Genomic DNA, 18,362 nt, shown 5'->3' on the forward strand with positions numbered 1-18,362 from the left:
CGTGCGGAGTTCGGCACGGGCGGGAACCGGGGCCGGGAGCGCCGGGACCGCGGGTCGGCGGCCCGGGTCCCGTGTCACCTGCCGCCGGTGAGGTACTTCCGGAAGAAGGCGTCGACGAAGGCCGCGCCGCCGCGGCGCTGGGCCTCCTCAGTCAGCTGGGTCTCGTAGACGGAGCCACCGGGCTCCGTGCACGCACCGGGCCGGGAGGCGTCGTGGGCGGCGTCGTCGCGGGCCGCGACCTGGCCGCCGGCCGGTGACCACTGCGTGTTGAAGAAGTTGTGGTTCGCGCCGGGCATCTCGAACGAGTGGAAGCCGGCCTTGCTCCCGGCGGCCGCGTCGGCGGCGAAGGAGAGCGCTTCGCGCCCGACCTGCCCGTCGCAGGTGCCGCGCACCACGGCCAGGGGCGTCCGGGTGATCCCGTACGCGGCCGCGTCCTCGGTCATGACGTTGTAGGCGGGGGCCAGGGCCAGGGCGGCTCGGACCGTGACGCCGGCGGGCCACTGGCCCCTGTGGCGGTCCGACGCGTGCCACGTCACGCCCGCCCCGCCGCGCGAATGGCCCAGGGTGCCGACGTTGCCCAGGTCGACGCGGTGTCTGAAGTCGACGTTCCGCGGCTTGCCCGTGACCGCGTCGCGGAACGCGCCGTCGAGGCCGCCGCGGCCCGAGGCGTCCAGCTTCTGCCACAGGGCGAGGTGCTTGTTGATCAGGTCGGCCCGCGCGGAGGCGTTCCGGTCGCCCCACACGGACGAGGCGTTGATGCCGTTGGCGCGGACGGACACCACGATGTAGCCGCGGGCGGCGAGCCTCGTGCCCAGGTAGTCGTAGCCGCGCTCGTTGGGGAGGGGGCTCGTGCCGGGTGCGCAGGGCCAGCTGAACAGCTTCTGGTTCGCGGCGGCGTAGGCGTCCCAGTCACCGGCCTGTTCGGCGGCCTCCCGGGCCGCCTCCGCCGTCCTGTCGGCGCAGGTCTCGTGCCAGCCGTGCAGCAGGACGACGAGGGGCCGGGGCGAGGCGCCGAGGTCTTTCGGATAGTGCACGACGGCGGCCATCTCGACCGGTTCCCCGGTGTCCGGCAGCCGGTAGGCCCGGTCGCCCAGGTCGTAGGTGACGGTGCCGACGCCCCGCGCGGCCTCCGGGAAGGAGGTGCCGAGGGGAGCGGCGGACGCCGGGGTCCCGGCGATGGCCTGGGGCAGGAGGAGGGCCGCCGTGGTCGTGGCGAGCGCGCACGTCCGTACCAGGCGGCGGCGGGGGTTCGAGGCGGGACGGGATATCCGCAAGAGACGATCTCCGTAAGGGGGGAGGGACGGCGCCGACAGGGGGTTGCCGAGCGCCGGACCATGACGTCATGACGCAAGATCGTCGAATCGGGCCCGAGGTTGCTCGCCACGGTGTCCGAGAACAGGAACTTCCGGGACGGCGGAGGCTCGGGGACCGGGCGCTCCGACGCCCAGGGGCGCCCGACCCCTGAAGGCCGGGCGCCCCCGGGCTCCCGGCCTCACGGGCCTGGCGGGCACGCACTCGGGGGCTCCGCGCGGACCCCCGTTCCCAGGGGCTCGGTGGTCAGGCGTGGTGCCTGAGCGTCTTCCGTATCCACTCGGCGTAGGAGGGCGCGGCGGCGTACAGACCGGGCCCGGCCGAACAGGCGACGCCGGGCGCCCCGGGACCGGACGTGACCCCGACGAGCTCCCACCGCCCCGCCCGGCCCTTCTGGAGCTGCGGCCCGCCGGAGTCCCCGAAGCACGCCATGGCGCCGGGCACTCGGCTGATGGTGCACAGCCGGTTCCCGGCCGCGTAACCGGGGGCGCACTCGGCCGCGGCCCCCCTGCGCGTGTCGAGCTCCCGCAACCGGTCCGCGAAGACCAGCCCGGTGTCGACGGTGGTCCCGAAGCCGAGGATCCGGGTCGGGGTTCCGGGTCGTCCGGCCCGCTCCGCGATCCGGATCGGCTCCTCGGTGACGGGACGATCCAGGCGCACCAGCGCGATGTCGTGGCGGTTGGGGCCCGTTCCGTCGCCGTTCGCGTAGCCGGGATGGACGACGGTGCGCTCGATGGCCCGGACCGTCCCCCCGGACTTCCGCGTGTCGCCGCCGACGCGGACGGTGCCCTCCAGGATCAGGCCGTCCCCCCGCACACAGTGGGCCGCCGTCAGCACCCACCGGGGATCGATCAGCGACGCCCCGCAGACGCCGTCGTGCACCCCCTGTGCGGGCGCCGACTCCGGGATCACCGCCATGAACGGGTAGCGCTCCGTGGCCTCCCTTCCGCCGACGATCGCCGAGGCGCTGCCGGCCGTCATCACGGCGCACATCGTGGTGGCGAGCGCGCCGACGGCCACGACGCGCGCCACGCGGCGGCCGATCGCTTGAGAACCGAACATGAGAAACCTTCCGAAGGGGTCCGGGACGTGTCCGTCCACCCTGCTCGTTCCAAGATCCACCGGGCCATCCGGACACCCGCCCGACTTCCGTGGGGACATCCCCCGGCCGGCGTCGGGGCAGCCCCCGGCCGGCACCGGGGGCGCTCCCGGAGGAAACCGGTGGATCACCCCAGCGCGGCCCGTCGGCACCGTCCACGAAGATCACTCCATCGGCGGACAACCGCCCCAGGCGAGGAGAGACGCGACATGCACGGGTACAGGAAGACGACCGGACGGCGAGCGGTGCTCGCCCTCGCGGGAGGCATCGCCGCCACGATGCTGAGCACCACCACGACCCACGCCGCGTCACATGCGCCGCCGCCCGCACGCGTCGCACCGCCCTCCTCGGCCCCCCCGGCGGCGGCCGGTCCCGCGGCAAGGGGCGGGGACGCGGCCGTCCTGCGCTCCCTGGAACGGGCCGCGCACCCGCTGCGGTCGACGGATCCCGGCGGCCGGACCGCCGACCTCCGGGCCTTGGGCCGGATGGTCGGGGACGCGAAGGTGGTGGGCCTGGGGGAGGCCACGCACGGCTCGCACGAGTTCTTCGCCATGAAGGAACGTGTCTTCCGGTACCTCGTCGAAGAGCGGGGCTTCACCGCCTTCGCCCTGGAGATGAGCTGGTCGGCCGGGCTCAGGATCGACGAGTACCTCCAGGGCGGCCCCGGGGACCCGCGGCAGATCGCCCGGGAGGCACTGGCCGGATCCCCCTGGGAACGCGAGGAGTTCGTCAGCCTGATCGGCTGGATGCGCGAGCACAACCGCCGCCACCCCGACCGCCCGGTGCACTTCATGGGGGACGACCTGGGGGCGCCGAAGCTGGGCGACCCCGTCTTCGAGCGCTTGCTGGCCTCCGTCCGGCAGACCCGTCCGGAGGCCCTGCCCCGGCTCACCGAGCTGTACGCCGGCCTGCGCCCCTTCGACGACGTGTTCGCCTACCTGCGCAAGCCCGTCGCCGAGCGCGAGGCGAACGCCGCACGGGCCCAGGAGGCCTTCGACCTCGTCGCCGCGCACCGGCACGCCGAGGGCGACGCCTACGCGTGGACGGTGCAGCACGCCAGGAACATCGCGCAGACCTTCGCCTTCGCCACCGTCGACCTCGCCGACCCGGCCTCGGTCACCACCGCCGAGCGGCTGCGCGACCGGGCCATGGCCGACAACGTGCTGTGGTGGCAGCGCCAGACCGGCGACAAGATCCTGCTGTCGGCGCACAACGGCCACGTCGGCCACCTCTCGACCCACCCGGACATGTACCCGGTGACCCAGGGCGCCGTGCTGCGCGAACGCCTGGGCCGCGACTACGCCGCGATCGGCTTCACCTTCGCCGCCGGCTCCTTCCTCACCAAGGACACCTCCCTCGACGGTGCCTGGAAGCCGGTGACCGTCCCGGCGGCCGTCCCCGGGATGAACGAGCACACTCTGGACCAGGTCCGCCACCGGGACTTCTACCTCGACCTGCGGACCGCCCCCGCCGCGGCCCGCGCCTGGCTCGACCGCGCCCGACCCGTCTACGACGCGGGCTCGACCTTCACCCCGCACCCCCTGCCCTCCCTGGCCCTCGGCCGGGCCTACGACGTCCTCGTCCACCTCCACAACGTCCGGGCCGCCGACGAGCTCGCACCCGAACCCCGGCACCCGAACGACTGACCCCGACCGGCGTGGCACCGCATCTCCGCGGAAAACCCCGTTTGCCCCTGTGCCGCGCGGTCAAGAGATCCCTGTCCCGAGGGGGACGACGCACGCCCCCGCCCGCACGAACAGAACAGACGAGATCTCATGCCTTCCCGCCCCGCGGACGCCGTCGGCGCGCCTCAGCCGCTCCGCCAGGTCCTCACCACGCGCCTGCTGTACTTCTTCATCCTCGGTGACGTCCTCGGCGCCGGCGTGTACGTACTGATCGGGGAGGTCGCCGCCAAGTCGGGCGGCGCCGTGTGGGTGCCGCTCACGTGCGCGCTGCTCCTGGCGCTCCTCACCGCCGCCTCGTACGCCGAGCTGGCGACGAAGTACCCGAAGGCCGGCGGCGCCTCCCACTACGCCACGCGCGCCTACGGGCCCGCCGTGGGGTTCTTCGCCGGATACTGCATGCTGGCCGCGGGCATCGTGTCGGTCGCGGCGCTCGCCCGGGGCTTCGCCGGCGACTACCTCGCCGCCCTCGTGTCCGTGCCGGTGGTCCTCGTCGCCGTGGTCTTCCTCGTCCTCCTGGCACTGCTGAACGCGCGCGGCATCCGTGAGTCCACCCGCTTGAACACCGTCGCCACCCTGGTCGAGACGGGCGGTCTGCTGCTCATCGTGGGACTCGGCGCGTGGATCGTCCTCCGGGGCGACGGCGACCTGGGCAGGCTGACGCAGCTCGGGACGGAATCAGCCTCGCCCACGGCGGCCGTGCTGGCGGGAGCGGTACTCGCCTACTACTCCTTCGTGGGCTTCGAGACCTCCGTGAACGTCGCCGAAGAGACCCTCGACCCCGCACGCTCCTACCCGCGGGCCCTCTTCGGAGCGCTCGCCACCGCGGGGCTCATGTACGCCGCCGTCGGCGCGGCGGCCTCGGCCGCCGTGCCCACGGCCACCCTGGCCACGTCCGACGGTCCCCTCCTGGAAGTGGTGCGAGCGGCCGGAGGGGTACCGCCGCGGCTGTTCGCGTTCATCGCGCTGGTCGCGGTGGCCAACGGAGCCCTCCTCACCGGGATCATGAGTTCCCGGCTCGCGTACGGGATGGCCAGGGAAGGCCTCCTTCCCGCGTTCCTCACCCGCGTCCTCCCGAACCGGCGCACCCCCTGGGCCGCGATCGCCGCGACCACCGTCGTGTCCGCCTTCCTCGCCGCGACCGGCGAGGTCGACGTCCTGGCGGGCACCCTGGTGCTGCTCCTGCTGGTCGTCTTCTTCATCGTGAACACCGCGGTCCTGGTCCTGCGGCGTGACGGGTCCGCCCCCACTGGCCACTTCCGCGCCCCCACGGTCGTGCCCGTACTCGGCGCCCTGTCGTGCGTCGTCCTGGCGACGCAGATCGAGGCCGGAGTCTGGGTGCGCGGGCTGGTGCTGATGGGCGTGGGCGCCGGCCTCGGCGTCCTCATGCTGCGGCGCCGGGGACGACGGACCACGGACGACCGGGCCGACCGCGCCCCCGTCCGCTGACCGGCCCCGCCCCGGGGGCCCACCGCTCACCGCCTGCGCGAGGAGTGCGGCGCAGCGACCTGGGTACTCGTGGGGGCGGCGAGTCACCAGGGACAGCCATCGGGATCCGGTCACCCGGACCCGCCGCCACCGCCGACCGACACGGAGGACCGTCCATGAGCGAGCAGACACCGTCCCAGGCCGAGGGCGAACGCGAGCCCGAGACGACCGATGGACCGCCCACCCCCGAATCCCCGGAAGCGCCCCGTACGACGCCCTCACAGGCGGAGGGCGAGAGGACGGACGAGGACGACGAGGCCGGCTCCGAGGACGCGACCGAGGGCTGAGGCGTGGCAAGGACGCCGAGCCGCCGCCCCGTCCGGCTGCTGCTCGTCTCGGACACCCACGTGCCCCTCCGCGCGAGGCGGCTGCCCGACGAGCTGCTGCGCGAGACGGACCGGGCGGACGTCGTCCTCCACGCCGGCGACTGGGTCGACGCGGCCACGCTCGACCTCCTGGAACGGCGCGCACCCCGCCTGATCGGTGTGTTCGGCAACAACGACGGCCCGGACCTGCGCGCGCGGCTCCCGGAAGTGGCCCGCGCCGAGCTCGGCGGCCTGCGGTTCGGCGTCGTTCACGAGACGGGGCCGGCACGCGGCCGGGAGGCCCGGTGCGCCGCGCTCTACCCGGACCTCGACGTCCTGGTCTTCGGCCACAGCCACATCCCCTGGGACTCGGAGGCGCCCGGCGGGCTCCGCCTCCTCAACCCGGGATCGCCGACGGACCGCAGACGTCAGCCCCACCGCACGTTCATGACCTGCGTGGTGGCGGACGGCACGCTCGACGAGCTCGTGTTGCACCGCCTGCCCGCGCGCTGACCTTCTCCCCTCACGGGCTGCCCGCCCGAGCGAGACGGTCCTGCCGTTCAACCGTCGCGCGCCTCCGCGTCGTGCGTCGGTCGGCCTTCCCGCGGTGGCGTCTCGGCTCCGCGGCCTTGGCGGGATCCGGCGTAGGCGGCCTCGCGTACGGTACGGAGACGGTCGGTGGGCGGCAGGTCCGCGAGACTCGCGGCATACGGGTCGAAGGCCACCGTGTCCGGCGCGGGGACGGGACGTGCGGGGTGCACCGAGAGGACGGCGAACGGCCGCCACGGTTCGCCGCGCGCCGCGGCGCAGAGCCGGAAGCGTGCCGGGCGTCGGGCCAACGCCGCAGCGAGCTCGGACGGCCGTACGGGAAGCCCGCGGCCGGGTTCGGCGGGGAACGCCGCGACCACCCGTACCCGGTCGGGGAAGCGGTAGCCGCTCAGTGAGGAGTAGGGACCGGCGAGGGCGTCCGTACGCGGCAGCGGCAGGTGCCGTGTGAGGGAACCGCTGCCGCTTGAGGTGAGCAGCAGGTCCAGTGGCCGGTCGGGGCCCCCGGCGTCCCGTACCTTCAGCGCCAGCCCCAGCCCGTCGGGCAATCGCCCGGGCAGCCCGGCCGCCCTCGACCAGCGCACGGTGACGTCGTACCGCCCTGGCGAGTCCAGCCATGCCACGCCCCAGGGCCGGTGACCGACCGGCAGGACGTCGAGCACTCCGGACAGGACGACACCGTCCGGATGCAGAGCGGGCCGCCGGCCCCGGCGTCGTGCCAGCCCGCGCGCCAGCGCCTGAAGAGAGGGCGCCGGTGCCGGACGAGAGGGGCGAGGAGCCGTCAACGCCACCACCCGCCCCGTGCCGGACCGGAAGCGCCGCCGGAGCCACGAACCCCTGACCGTCGGTACACCTCGGCGTGAACGGGCATCCTCTTCGCCTCCTTGCGCGCTCGCTTCCTCGCGCGCTCGTGTCCGGGGCGTCTACCCCTCCTGCCGCCACCGACACGAGAGCGGTGCGCGTCCTCCAGGGAGGCGCCGGCCGTCGCCACGAAGGCCCCGGCGCCGGGCGCGTAAGTGGATCATCAGCAGGACGTTAGGGGCGCTGCCGAGGATGGGGAGCGACTGCCGATCTTTCGCGTCCCGTCCCGAGGAGTCTGCTGGTGAAGAAGCACAAGGGCACTGTCGTGGCCGCCGCCGCGTGTGCGAGCGCCCTGTTGGTCGGAGCGGTGGCGCAGCCCGCCTGGGCGGACGGCGCCGCGGACAACTGCAAGCCGGAGGACACGGTCGTGCCGGGGTCGTACGGGTCGGGCACGCTGACGTGGTGCATCCTGGCGGTCAAGGAGAGCAGCGAGGCGAAGACGCTCGACCGGGAGAACTTCGTCAAGGAACTGCTGCAGATGCTGACGGACTACACCGGCGGCAACTACAACATCATGATCTTCGACATCAAGGGCAAGAACGCCTTCGGGGACCCGTGGTTCTACAACCACTACACGGAGAACCTCCGCGACGTGGCGTTCCAGGGCGACGTCGAGTACAGCTCCCCGAACTCGCGCGAGGACCAGACCTTCCGCATCTGGATCTTCTCCGGCGGTGGCAGCTTCACCAACCACGGTGACGGCGGCTGGATCAACTGGGGCTTCTACGGCCTGTGGGACCGCAACGGTTCTACCGTCGACTTCCGCCCCACACTGGCGCCCACCACTCCGGGCGTCCCCAAGGGCGAGACCCCGGCCCCCGGCGGCGTCACCCCCATCCCGGGCGTGCCCGCCCACCCCGGCACTCCGCCGGCCTTCCGTTCCCACAGCGGACCGGAGGCGCCCCTGACGGAATCCGAGCGCCCGCCGGTCGGCGTCCCCGTGCGGTTGAGGACCGTCAACTCGCTCGGGGCCGTCGCGACGAACAGCGCCTCCGGTTCCTCCGTCGTCGCGGGCACGCTCGGCACCACGGGCGGCCAGTGGACCTTCAAGGACGCCGGCGACGGGCGGTACGAGATCGCCAACGGCCACGGCCCGGCCCTCACCATGAACACCAGCACCTACTACGCCCAGATCGGCACCTGGAAGGGGAGCACCACACAGAAGTGGGAGGTCCTTCCCCTCGGCGGCGCCGCCTACCAGATCAGGATCAGCGACCAGGACTGTCTGACCTACCACGAGGACTACAAGAAGCTCGGGGTGTGGACGTGCGACGGCTCCGAGGGCCAGCGGTGGACCATCGCGCCCTGAGCGCACGGCTCGGCGCGGACGGGGCGTCACGGGGTAGGAGGGAGGAATGGACAACACCCTCTGGCTCACCGTGGCGGCGGTGCTCGCGCTCGCCGCGGCAGGCACCGCGGCCGTTCTGCTCGTCCGTGTGTTCCGCGCCCGCAAGCTGCTCCTGGACGCCGGTATCCCTCTGAGATCGAAGGCCCTGTACTGGGCGGCCGTGGTCTACACGATCTCCCCGGTCGACCTCGTACCGGACCCGGTCTACCTGGACGACATCGGCGTGCTCCTGGTCGCGCTGCGGGCGCTGCACGCGGCGGCCGCGAGGAGCGGGGCCCTGCCGAAGGCCCCGACGGAGACGCCGGACCTCCTCGGCAAGAGGGGTGGCTGACGGCCTGCCGGAGGGAGTCGAAGGCCGTGGCGGCCCGCGCCGCCTGATTCGAAGCGCGCCGCCGGGGCATGCGAGGGGTCTGGACGAAGGTGAGGAAGGGGGGCCGACATGACCACCGCCGGTTCGTCGTGGACCGCCGCGAGGCGAGCGGCCAGGGGAGACGTCGTACGCACGGGCGCCCGCGTGGGTTTCGCCGCGCGCGGTGTGCTGTACCTGCTCGTCGGGGTCCTGGCCGTACGCATCGGCCTGACCGGCACGAACGAGCAGGCCGACCGCGGCGGGGCCCTCACCGAGGTCGCCGCGACGCCCTTCGGGGCCGTCCTGCTGTGGGCGCTCGGCGTCGGACTCGCCGGGATGGCGGTCTGGCGGCTCTCCGAGGCGCTGTTCGGCTCGGCGGGACCCAAGGGCGACGGCGCGGGCAAACGCCTCCTGTCCGGCGCGCGGTTCGTCTTCTACGGAGTCTCGTCCTTCCTCGTCCTCGCCTTCGCGGCCGGCGACCGGAGCAGCGGCGCCGGGTCCACCGACCGGCAGAGCCAGGACATCACCGGGCGCCTTCTCGCGCTGCCCGGCGGCCAGTGGTGGGTGGGCGCCGTGGCCGCGGGATTCCTCGGCGCGGGCCTGTGGATCGCGGGCCGGGCGGCACTGCGCTCGTACCGCAAGCACCTCACGTGGGACCGGATGTCGCAGCACCAGCGGCGGTTCATGGACGTGACGGGCATCGCCGGGGGAGTGGGCCGCGGGCTCGTCTTCGGCGCCGTCGGCTACTTCGGCCTGAAGGCGGCGGTCACCTTCGACCCGAAGGAGTCCAAGGGCATGGACGACACCATCCGCTCCTTCGCCCAGACCCCCGCGGGACCGTGGCTCCTGGTCGCCGTGGCCCTCGCACTCGTCCTCTTCGGCCTCTTCTCCTTCGGCCAGACCAAGTGGCGCGACGTCTGAGCTCGCCCTTGGTCCCTCGCCCGCGTCTCTCTCGGTGCCCACGGGACGATTCGGAGCGCTCGCGAAATGGGGCGGGGGTTCGGTGTGAGGTCGCGTTTCGCGGGTAGACGGGCCGCGCAGAGAGTACGGCGCGAGGAGAGGGCAAGGATGCTGACGACAGCTGGCGGTGTGGAGGGACGGCCGCTGATGACGGACGTCCTGTCGGTGTCGGGTCTTTTCGAGGGCAGCGAGGACATCGCCGTCGCTCGCGAGCTGGCCCGTGCCTTCCTCGCCGACGCGCGGACGGGGCACGGCCTCGCGGTGTCCGAGGACGCGGCGGGCGCGGTGGAGCTGGTGGTGAGCGAACTGGTCACCAACGCCCGCAAGCACGCACCGGGCCCCTGCCTGCTGACCCTGGAGGTCGTCGGTGGCGCCGTCGAGGTGAGCGTGTGGGACAGCAACCCCGCCCTCCCGGCCGTCCACGGCCCTGACCCGACCCGCATCGGCCGGCACGGGCTGGAGATCGTGATGGCTCTCGGCCAGAGCTTCGCCGTGCACCGCGAACCGGTCGGCAAGCGCGTCACCGCGGTGGTCGCCCTCGCCGACGGCATCCCCGGCGCACCCGTCGACCCCGTGCCGCAGCACAAAGGCGAAACAGGGGCAACCCGTGCGCTCGACTCGCCCGGCCACGGCCACTAGGGTGCCGAGCGTGGAGATGCGGACGGTCATCGAGGAGCTGGCGGAAGAGGCCGAGCGGCAGCTGCGTCATCAGACCTGGGTCCCGACCCCGGCCGACCGCACCGTCGCCGAGAAGGCCGCCACCGAGCTGTACGCCGCTGTCGGCGCCCCGGAGGCCCAGCAGACCTTGCCCGAGGTCGACCGGCTGGCCCACCTGCGCGAGGCCCTCGCCTCCCTGGCCATCGCCCTCGCCCACGTCCACGGACGCCTGGCGTGGTTCCTGGGGGCGTCCGTGACCGCACTCAACCCGATCCTGCACTGGCGCGCCCTGCCCTCCGGCGACGGACTCACCTTCGGAGCGGTCCAGCCGACCCACGAGCAGTACGTCGAGGCCGAGGACGCGGTCCGGCTTCTCCGCGGCACCCTCGCCCGCATCGCCACCGTCTGACCCCACGGTCGGAGGGGCGGTGTCCCGCGCTTCCCGGTGCCGCCGACGTGTCGCCGCGCGGCTCGTTGGCTCGGCGCACAGCGGTCCTCCTCGCTCAGTGGCCGCGCAGGAGGAGCAAGGCGGTGTCGTCCGTGCGGGTGTGCCGGAGGCCGGCGTGGTGGAGGAGTCCGTCGGCCAGGTCGTCGAGGGGCAGGGCGGCGCTCCGGGCGAGCTGACGGGTGAGTGCGGCGATGGAGTCGGTGATGTCGGTGTCGGGGGTTTCCACCAGACCGTCGGTGTAGAGGGCGAGGAGGGCCCCGGCGGGAAGGGGAGCGGTGGTGCGGGGGTAGTCGGCTTCGGTGCACGCGTGGACGCCGAGGAGGGGCCCGGGCTCCACCCGGAGCGCGACGGCGCGCGCGGCGGTGCCGGGGGAGTACAGGAGCGGGGGCGGGTGCCCCGCGCTGGCGAGGAGCAGCCATCCTTCGGCCAGGTCGATGTGCACGTACAGGCAGGAGACGAACAGGTCGGTCTCCAGGTCCATCAGGACGCGGTTGACGCGGGCGAGGACCTCACCGGGTCCGGCTCCGGCGGTGGCGCGGACGGCGGTGCGGACCTGGCCCATGAGGGCCGCGGCCTTGATGTTGTGGCCCTGCACGTCTCCGATGACCGCGGCGGCCGCGGTGTCGCCGAGGCGGATCAGGTCGTAGAAGTCGCCGCCGATGTCGACGCCGCGGCTGGCCGGCAGGTAGCGCGCGGTGACGTCGAGGCGGGGGACGGTCGGCAGGGCGGCCGGCAGAAGGGCCTGCTGCAGCCCGTGGGCCAGGTCGTGCTTGGCGTCGTACAGCAGGGCCCTGTCCATGGCCTGGGCGATGAGCCCGGCCAGGGACACCAGGACGGCGCGGTCGCTCGCACCGAAGGGGTGGGGGTGGTCGTAGGACAGGATGCAGCAGCCGACGCGGCGCTCGGACACCATCAGGGGCAGGAACGCCCAGGCCTGTTTGCCGCTGAGCGCGGGAGCCCGCGGGTGGGTGGCGGTCATGTCGGCGGGGTCCGCGTAGAAGGCCGGGACACCACTGCGCAGGACGCGCCCGACGGGGGTGACGTCGGTGTCGACGGGCAGGCCGTTCAGACGGGCGATGGTGCGCGGATCGTAGCCGCGGTGCCCGATGATCTTCAGCCGGCCGGCGTCGGCGGCGGAGACGACCATGCCCTGGGCCTCGAAGGCGGGCAGGATCTGGTCGGCCACCGTGTCGACGACGTCGGCCACGGTGACCGTCTGGCTCAGCGCGGCCGCCAGGTGGAGCAGCTGGTGGATCCGCCCTGTGTCGGGGGCCTGCGGAGAGGGGTCCGGAGCCGTGGTGACACGCGGCGGCGGAGCGTCGGCCGACGGCTCGCGGAGGCTGGGGGAGAGGAATGCGGTGATGCCGCTGTCACCGGGGTAGAGCCGGATGTCGAACCAGCGGTCGTCCGGCCCCGGCGCGGTGTAGCCGACGGGCTCGCGGCCGAAGAGGGCGGCGCGGTAGTGGTCCTCGTGGACCGGTGCGTCGAGCCAGGGCACGGCCTGCCACGGCAGCGTGCCGAGGAGGCTGTCGGCGCTGCGGCCGAGCAGCCGGGCCGCCGCGTCGTTGAGGTAGGTGATCCGGCCCTGCAGGTCGAAGCCGAGGGCGCCGACCGGGAGCCGCTGCAGCAGGTCGTCGGCGGCGAGCCCGGTCCGCGCCGGGTCCCGGCCGTACCCCAGCACGGGCACGGCGCGCGGTTCCGCGGGGATGCTCCAGGCGGTGGGGGACCGGTCCAGGAGCCGGGTGATCCGGTTGGCGGTGGACAGGATGTGTCCGCGCTCGCGCCGGGTCAGCGAGGGCGGGTGGCTCTGGGGCCACATCAGCGCCAGGGCGCCCCACCGGCGGGCTCCGTGCAGGGGAGCGAAGGCCAGCGCGAACTGGTAGGGCAGTCCGGCCGCCGCGTTCGGGTACAGCCGGGCCATGTCCTCCTGCCGTCCCACCCACACGAGGCGGTCCTCCCGCACCGCCTCGGACAACGGACCGGCGGCCGACACCGCCACCCTCCACCACGGCGCCACCGTCCTCGTCGGCAGCCCGCACAGCGCCGTCAGCCCCAGCACCGGCTCGCCCGGGGACAGCAGGTACACGCCCGCCGCCACGGCCCCCGTGCGCCGCACGGTGCCGCTGAGCGTCTGTTCCAGAGAGGCCCATTCCGCAGACGTGACGCCGGCATCACCCACAGGACAAGACATTACGGGGTCGGGGAAAGAGGCGCGATCACGTGCGGGGGGCGCGCCCGCGGGGCCTCGCCGGCGGACCGGTGGACCGGCCTGCCCGGCCGGGATGGATCATGGACTTGCGGAGGCGGGAACTGTCACCGACAATAGTTGAATCACTAACTAAATTGGAGGAGGGGTCGGCGATGGGCGACACCAAGGTCGAGATCCTCACGCCCCGGGACGTCCCGCTGGGCGGTCCACGCGCCATGACCGTACGACGCACGCTGCCGCAGCGGGCCCGTACCCTGATCGGCGCCTGGTGCTTCGCCGACCACTACGGCCCCGACCCGGTCGCCGAGACCGGCGGCATGGACGTCGCACCCCATCCGCACATCGGACTCCAGACCGTGAGCTGGCTGTTCAGCGGCGAGATCGAGCACCGCGACAGCCTCGGCAGCCACGCCGCCGTGCGCCCCGGCGAGATCAACCTCATGACCGGCGGCCACGGCATCGCCCACTCCGAGGTCTCCACCCCGGACACCACCGTCCTGCACGGCGTGCAGCTCTGGGTCGCGCTCCCCGAGGCCCACCGCGACACCCCGCGCGACTTCACCCACCACGCGCCCCGCCCGGTCCGCCTCGACGGCGCCGAACTCCGCGTCTTCCTCGGCACCCTCGCCGGCGACACCTCCCCGGTCCCCACCTTCACCCCGCTCCTCGGCGCCGAACTCCTCCTCGACCCGGGCGCCACCGTGACCCTCGCCGTGGACCCCGCGTTCGAGCACGGCCTCCTCGTCGACGAGGGCGACCTCACCCTGGACGGCATCCCCCTCCGCCCCGCCGAACTCGGCTACACCGCCCCCGGCCGCGCCGCCCTCACCATCACCAACACCGCACCGCACCGGGCGCGCGCGGTCCTCCTCGGCGGCCCGCCCTTCGACGAGGAGATCGTGATGTGGTGGAACTTCATCGCCCGCACCGACGCCGAGATCCGGCAGGCCCGCGAGGACTGGGCGAACGCCTCCGACCGCTTCGGCGCCGTCCCGGGCTACCCCGGCGACCGCCTTCCCGCCCCCGAACTTCCCACCACGCCCCTCAAGCCGCGCCGCAACCCGCGCTGACGGACCCGACCGCGCCACGCGCGCCGAGCCGGCGCCACCGCCCCGGGCGGTGACGCCGGCTCGACGGGGCCGACCCTCAACCGGCGGTCGTCACCTCCCGATCCACGCGTTGCGGATCGACAGCGTGGACGTGTTGCCCTGCCGGTCCGTGACCTCGGCGGCGAGCGCGATCCCCGCGCCCTTCGCCGGGTTCCTCACGAGGATCCGGCCGCCGACGACCGGCACGGCCTGCCACGTCTTCCCCTCGTCGTAACTGGTCTTCACCGTCAGGGACTTGAGGTTCTTCCCGGCCGCCGATCCCTGCACGGTCACGGGGACCGAGGCCCAGACCCGCTCCGGAGCCCGCGTCTCCAGGTCCACCGGCGCCGCGAAGCGGACCGTGGACACCGGCAGCGACGTGGTCTCCGCGACCTGCTTCGACCGGAACGCGAACGAGGTCTCGACCCGGGTGGACACGCCGGCGACCTCCGCCGGCCGCTCCACCGAGGTGACGAGGCGGTACGCGGCGTCGGCGCCGTCGACCACGAAGGGCTCCGTGCCGCTCAGCGGGTCCTCGTTCGATGCGACCTTCTCGCCGTCGCGGTACAGCGTCGTCGTGGTCGACGAGTAGCGGGTGGAGCCCAGGTGGCCCCGGCCGTCGGCCAGCAGCGGCACCGCGCCGACGAGCCGCTGCTCGCCCGTCGCCGGATCGGGCGCCGTACGGAAGACCCCCGTGCCCTCGCCCAGAAGCGGACCGAAGACGCCGGAGTTGAACCGCTCGCCGTACGTCCGGCCGGCCTCGTACCGCTTCGGCGCGGCCATCTCGTAGCTGCCCTCCAGAGCCGGGTAGCCCCACTCGTCGGGCGCGCCCAGCTGGTTGAACCGGGTCAGCCAGCGCACGCCGTCCGCCGTGGAGACGTGGAAGGTGCGGGCGCCGGGCGCCGGCTGCGGGGCGGAGAAGCCGTTGCCCTCGGGCGCCCCCGGCAGGTGGGCGTACGGGGAGGCGAGCGCGGACTTGCCGGGCGCGGACGCCCCGAGCTCCACCTTCAGGGTGGCGAACTCCTCCGACTTCACGTGCCGGGCGTAACCGGTCGCGACCGTCTCCGCCTTCCCCCCGAAGGCCACCGCGTACTGGCTGGTGGCGTCCTTGAGGAAGTGCGCGTCCCAGGTCTGGAGCAGCGAGCCGTCGGTGACGGCCGGGCCCTGGTGGGCGGTCCTGAACCCGTCGAAGCCGCGCAGCACCCAGCCGTTGCCGACCCGCCCGATCTCGGTGTCCCGCTCGTAGTAGGTGCCCGCGTAATCCGCCCGGTCCATCCCCGGCACCGTCAGCTCCACGGGCTTCGTGGTGCGCGCGTCGACCGTGACGGAGGTGTCACCGGAGACGTCGAGCTTCGGCTGCGCGATCCAGTCGGTGCCCTTGGCGTAGTCCGAAGGGTCCTCGTAGACGGCGGTGTTGAGGGTGTACGACCCCTTGGGCACCCGGAGCGTGTGGCTGCCCGGCTCGTTGTCGATCCGGGTCTGGAAACCCGCCGCCGGCCCGGCGACGCCGGTCAGGGTGTTGGCGAAGTCCCGGGCGTCGGAGCCGTCGCGGCCGAGCGTGCGGACGGTGAGGTCGTACGACTCCGCCTCCCGCACGGCCACCGCGGCCGTGCGCACCGACCCGCCCGCACCCGTGGCGGTGACGTACCCGGTGAAGGTGCCGTCGATCCCGCCCACGCGGGTGTCGGCGACGAGCTCGACCTCCGCGGTCCCGCCGGCCGGCACGGTGACCCGGGAGGCGCCGAGCGTGAAGAAGCCCTCCGGGGCGGGCCGGCCCGCCGGGTCCAGGCCGGAGACCGACAGGTCGAGGGTGACGTCGGTGGTCCCGAGGTTGCGGTAGCCGACCTTGCGGGTGACCGGCTCGTCGTCGGCGTGCGGCCACCGGGCCGTGCCGAAGTTCAGCGACACGGGGCTGGGGATCACGGTCCCGGCCAGCGCCCGGTCGACCTGGACGCGGCCGGTGCCCTGCTGGAAGGCGGTGAGTCCGGCGCCGCCCTCGGCGGACCCGGTCAGCGCGCCCTTGAGTTCGGCGGCCGACCAGTCGGGGTGCCGCTGCTTCAGGAGCGCGGCCGCGCCGGCCACGTGCGGGGTCGCCATCGAGGTGCCGTCGATCTGGAGGTAACCCGGCGCCGGGTGCGGGGTGCCGGGCCGGGTGTCGATCGCGCTGCCCGGCGCGGCGGCGGCCGTGATGGCGACACCGGGCGCGGTCAGGTCCGGCTTGACGGCGCCGTCGCCGAGGCGCGGACCGGTGCCGGAGAAGGGGGCGAGCCGGTCGTCGTGGTCGACGGCGCCGACGGTCAGCGCGGCGTCCGCGCTGCCGGGCGACCCGACCGTGGAGGCACCGGCCTCGCCGTCGTTGCCTGCGGCGACGGCGAAGAGGACCCCCTTCTCAGCGGAGAGCCGGTCGATCGCCGCCTCCAGCGGGTCGACACCGGGGCTGTCCGGGCTGCCGAGGCTGAGGTTGACCACGTCGGCGCCCTCGGCGACCGCCCATTCCATGCCCGCGAGGACCGCGGAGTCGTCGCCGTACCCCTGGTCGTCGAGGACCTTCCCGCTGAGCACCTCGGCGCCCGGGGCCACGCCCTTGAACCGACCGCCCGACCGCGCGCCGGTGCCGGCCGCGATCGAGGCGACGTGGGTGCCGTGGCCGACGCGGTCCACCGCGTCGGCGGAGGCGGAGAAGTTCTTCTCGCCGACGACCCGGGTCCGCAGGTCCTCATGGGTCTTGTCGACGCCGGTGTCGAGGACCGCGATCCGCACGCCGGTGCCGTCGTAGCCGGACTCCCAGGCCCGGTCGGCGCCGATCTGACGGACGCTGCGGTCGAGGCTCGCGCCCCGCACCCCGTCCAGCCATACCGTGCCGATGCCGGCCGCGGCGACCCGGGCGCCGCTCGCCCGCCGGTCGGTCAGCGCCTCCCACACCCGGGCCAGGTCGTCCTGAGAGGCCGTCAGGGCGTCGGCGCCGAGCGTCGGGAAGGTGCGGCGCACCTCGGTGTCCCCGGCCGCGCGGAGCGACGCCCGCGCGGGGGTGGCGTTCCCGTCGTACCGGACGATGAGGTTCAGCCCGGAGCGGTGGCTCGCCCGCAGCCGGGGGTCGGTGAGTACGGAGAGGTCGAAGAGCCGCTGGTCGAGCCGGCCGTCCGCGATCAGGGACCGCGCGTCGGCCGGCACCACGAGGGTGCGGTCGCCGGTGCGCCGCACCTCGACGGGTATGCGCTCGCGGCCGGGAGCGGCTTCGAACCGCACCATCCGGCCCTCGGCGTCCACCACCACCCGGTCGCCGGTGACGAGCGGGATCCGCTGGTCACCGCCGACCCGGGCCCGGTGCGGAGCGGAGGCGTCCGAGGTGCGCGGAACGGTCGGGGTGGTCGCGATGGCCGGGCCGGTCATGCCGGCCACGAGAGCCACCGAGGTGGCCGCCGCGATCGTGAAGGCGCGTGCTTTCTGCACGGGTGCGCGCAAGTCTCCCCCAGGAGCTTGGGATGAGGTCGAATGGTGGAATCCGGCCAGCGGCGCGAACGGCGCTCGCGGTCGGTCAGCGCAGTATCCGAGGTCATCGGCGTGGTGATCAACGCCGTTGGGGGAGAGGGGCGTTGGAGTACATGGTTTTCGGCCACGCCGGAGGGTGCGAGTGAGATGGGGTGACGACAGGTCTGTGACAACCGTGTGACCCCCGTGCGATGGCTGCGCGACAGCGGCCCCGACGCGGGTGCCGGCGCCCCAGGTACGGCGGGGTTTTCCGCCTCCGGCGCCGCCCGGGCCGGAGCCACCCTTTCCGATTGGCCGTATCAGGGCCACGAGAGCCCGGCCCTCGGCCGACCCGGCGACGTGGCCGGGGCGAGCGACCGCGGGTGCGGAACGGCCTCCCCTCCCGGTGCGGGCGGCGCCCGCGTTCGCACGTGGCGGCATCGGCCGTCGCGGCCCGTCGGCATCGACCTCGGTCGACGCCGTCGACCGCACGACGCGACAGCGGGTGGCGGGCGTCCCTCCCGAGCACGTGCGGGCCTCCCG

15 protein-coding genes are annotated in these 18,362 nt (G+C 74.0%); 10 read left to right on the forward strand and 5 right to left on the reverse strand.

Annotated elements, in window-relative coordinates; genetic code table 11:
* Positions 1 to 74: 74 nt before the first annotated feature.
* Together ACFZCF_RS16420 and ACFZCF_RS16425 are read right to left on the reverse strand one after the other, a co-directional pair.
* A complete protein-coding gene (locus tag ACFZCF_RS16420; RefSeq protein ID WP_391286986.1) occupies positions 75 to 1,274 on the reverse strand; it encodes an alpha/beta hydrolase in 1,200 nt (399 codons plus the stop codon).
* Positions 1,275 to 1,557: 283 nt separating this feature from the next.
* Positions 1,558 to 2,373, reverse strand: coding sequence for a trypsin-like serine protease (locus ACFZCF_RS16425; RefSeq protein WP_391286987.1), 816 nt, complete (start codon positions 2,371 to 2,373; stop codon positions 1,558 to 1,560).
* A gap of 246 nt (positions 2,374 to 2,619) precedes the next feature.
* Between ACFZCF_RS16425 and ACFZCF_RS16430 the strand changes: the two genes are divergently transcribed.
* The 4 genes from ACFZCF_RS16430 to ACFZCF_RS16445 all read left to right on the forward strand — a co-directional run bounded on the left by ACFZCF_RS16430 (position 2,620) and on the right by ACFZCF_RS16445 (position 6,398).
* A complete protein-coding gene (locus tag ACFZCF_RS16430; protein WP_391286988.1) occupies positions 2,620 to 4,056 on the forward strand; it encodes an erythromycin esterase family protein in 1,437 nt (478 codons plus the stop codon).
* Between the two features lie 129 nt (positions 4,057 to 4,185).
* Entirely contained in the window at positions 4,186 to 5,541 is a 1,356-nt protein-coding gene (locus tag ACFZCF_RS16435; protein ID WP_391286989.1) for an amino acid permease, read from the forward strand.
* Between the two features lie 155 nt (positions 5,542 to 5,696).
* On the forward strand, positions 5,697 to 5,867 hold the full coding sequence (locus tag ACFZCF_RS16440) for a hypothetical protein (protein WP_388449332.1): 171 nt from the start codon (positions 5,697 to 5,699) through the stop codon (positions 5,865 to 5,867).
* 3 nt (positions 5,868 to 5,870) lie between these two features.
* Positions 5,871 to 6,398, forward strand: a complete 528-nt coding sequence (locus ACFZCF_RS16445) for a metallophosphoesterase family protein (protein WP_388449331.1) — start codon at positions 5,871 to 5,873, stop codon at positions 6,396 to 6,398.
* A 47-nt stretch (positions 6,399 to 6,445) separates the two neighbouring features.
* Here the strand turns inward: ACFZCF_RS16445 and ACFZCF_RS16450 are convergent, their stop codons facing one another.
* Positions 6,446 to 7,015, reverse strand: a complete 570-nt coding sequence (locus ACFZCF_RS16450) for a phosphodiesterase (RefSeq protein WP_391286990.1) — start codon at positions 7,013 to 7,015, stop codon at positions 6,446 to 6,448.
* Between the two features lie 518 nt (positions 7,016 to 7,533).
* On the opposite strand from ACFZCF_RS16450, the gene ACFZCF_RS16455 reads away from it, so the two are divergent.
* From ACFZCF_RS16455 to ACFZCF_RS16475, 5 genes are all read left to right on the forward strand, one after another.
* Entirely contained in the window at positions 7,534 to 8,601 is a 1,068-nt protein-coding gene (locus ACFZCF_RS16455; protein ID WP_391286991.1) for an RICIN domain-containing protein, read from the forward strand.
* Between the two features lie 46 nt (positions 8,602 to 8,647).
* Positions 8,648 to 8,971 (forward strand): DUF1232 domain-containing protein, encoded by a 324-nt coding sequence (locus ACFZCF_RS16460; RefSeq protein WP_391286992.1) that lies wholly within the window; start codon positions 8,648 to 8,650, stop codon positions 8,969 to 8,971.
* 108 nt (positions 8,972 to 9,079) lie between these two features.
* Positions 9,080 to 9,910 carry a DUF1206 domain-containing protein gene (locus tag ACFZCF_RS16465; RefSeq protein WP_388449328.1) on the forward strand — a complete coding sequence of 277 codons (831 nt, stop codon included), beginning with the start codon at positions 9,080 to 9,082 and terminating at the stop codon, positions 9,908 to 9,910.
* Positions 9,911 to 10,057: 147 nt separating this feature from the next.
* Complete coding sequence (locus tag ACFZCF_RS16470; RefSeq protein WP_388449327.1) at positions 10,058 to 10,588, forward strand: ATP-binding protein; 531 nt, start codon at positions 10,058 to 10,060, stop codon at positions 10,586 to 10,588.
* 16 nt (positions 10,589 to 10,604) lie between these two features.
* Positions 10,605 to 11,015, forward strand: a complete 411-nt coding sequence (locus ACFZCF_RS16475) for a hypothetical protein (protein ID WP_388449403.1) — start codon at positions 10,605 to 10,607, stop codon at positions 11,013 to 11,015.
* Between the two features lie 94 nt (positions 11,016 to 11,109).
* Here ACFZCF_RS16475 and ACFZCF_RS16480 read toward each other — a convergent pair whose 3' ends face one another.
* Entirely contained in the window at positions 11,110 to 13,245 is a 2,136-nt protein-coding gene (locus ACFZCF_RS16480; protein ID WP_391286993.1) for a SpoIIE family protein phosphatase, read from the reverse strand.
* 170 nt (positions 13,246 to 13,415) lie between these two features.
* On the opposite strand from ACFZCF_RS16480, the gene ACFZCF_RS16485 reads away from it, so the two are divergent.
* Positions 13,416 to 14,333 carry a pirin family protein gene (locus tag ACFZCF_RS16485; RefSeq protein ID WP_391286994.1) on the forward strand — a complete coding sequence of 306 codons (918 nt, stop codon included), beginning with the start codon at positions 13,416 to 13,418 and terminating at the stop codon, positions 14,331 to 14,333.
* Positions 14,334 to 14,423: 90 nt separating this feature from the next.
* Here ACFZCF_RS16485 and ACFZCF_RS16490 read toward each other — a convergent pair whose 3' ends face one another.
* Positions 14,424 to 17,801, reverse strand: a complete 3,378-nt coding sequence (locus tag ACFZCF_RS16490; RefSeq protein ID WP_391286995.1) for a S8 family serine peptidase — start codon at positions 17,799 to 17,801, stop codon at positions 14,424 to 14,426.
* Positions 17,802 to 18,362: the final 561 nt, after the last annotated feature.

The organism is Streptomyces sp. NPDC007945 (assembly GCF_042958885.1).
GTDB lineage: Bacteria > Actinomycetota > Actinomycetes > Streptomycetales > Streptomycetaceae > Streptomyces.

Excerpts from the sequence above, each read along its gene's own strand:
- ACFZCF_RS16435 (WP_391286989.1), top strand. The coding sequence starts at position 4,186 with ATGCCTTCCCGCCCCGCGGACGCCGTCGGCGCGCCTCAGCCGCTCCGC.
- ACFZCF_RS16485 (WP_391286994.1), top strand. The coding sequence starts at position 13,416 with ATGGGCGACACCAAGGTCGAGATCCTCACGCCCCGGGACGTCCCGCTG.
- ACFZCF_RS16430 (WP_391286988.1), top strand. The coding sequence starts at position 2,620 with ATGCACGGGTACAGGAAGACGACCGGACGGCGAGCGGTGCTCGCCCTC.
- ACFZCF_RS16465 (WP_388449328.1), top strand. The coding sequence starts at position 9,080 with ATGACCACCGCCGGTTCGTCGTGGACCGCCGCGAGGCGAGCGGCCAGG.
- ACFZCF_RS16480 (WP_391286993.1), bottom strand. The coding sequence starts at position 13,245 with ATGTCTTGTCCTGTGGGTGATGCCGGCGTCACGTCTGCGGAATGGGCC.
- ACFZCF_RS16440 (WP_388449332.1), top strand. The coding sequence starts at position 5,697 with ATGAGCGAGCAGACACCGTCCCAGGCCGAGGGCGAACGCGAGCCCGAG.
- ACFZCF_RS16475 (WP_388449403.1), top strand. The coding sequence starts at position 10,605 with ATGCGGACGGTCATCGAGGAGCTGGCGGAAGAGGCCGAGCGGCAGCTG.
- ACFZCF_RS16460 (WP_391286992.1), top strand. The coding sequence starts at position 8,648 with ATGGACAACACCCTCTGGCTCACCGTGGCGGCGGTGCTCGCGCTCGCC.
- ACFZCF_RS16425 (WP_391286987.1), bottom strand. The coding sequence starts at position 2,373 with ATGTTCGGTTCTCAAGCGATCGGCCGCCGCGTGGCGCGCGTCGTGGCC.
- ACFZCF_RS16470 (WP_388449327.1), top strand. The coding sequence starts at position 10,058 with ATGCTGACGACAGCTGGCGGTGTGGAGGGACGGCCGCTGATGACGGAC.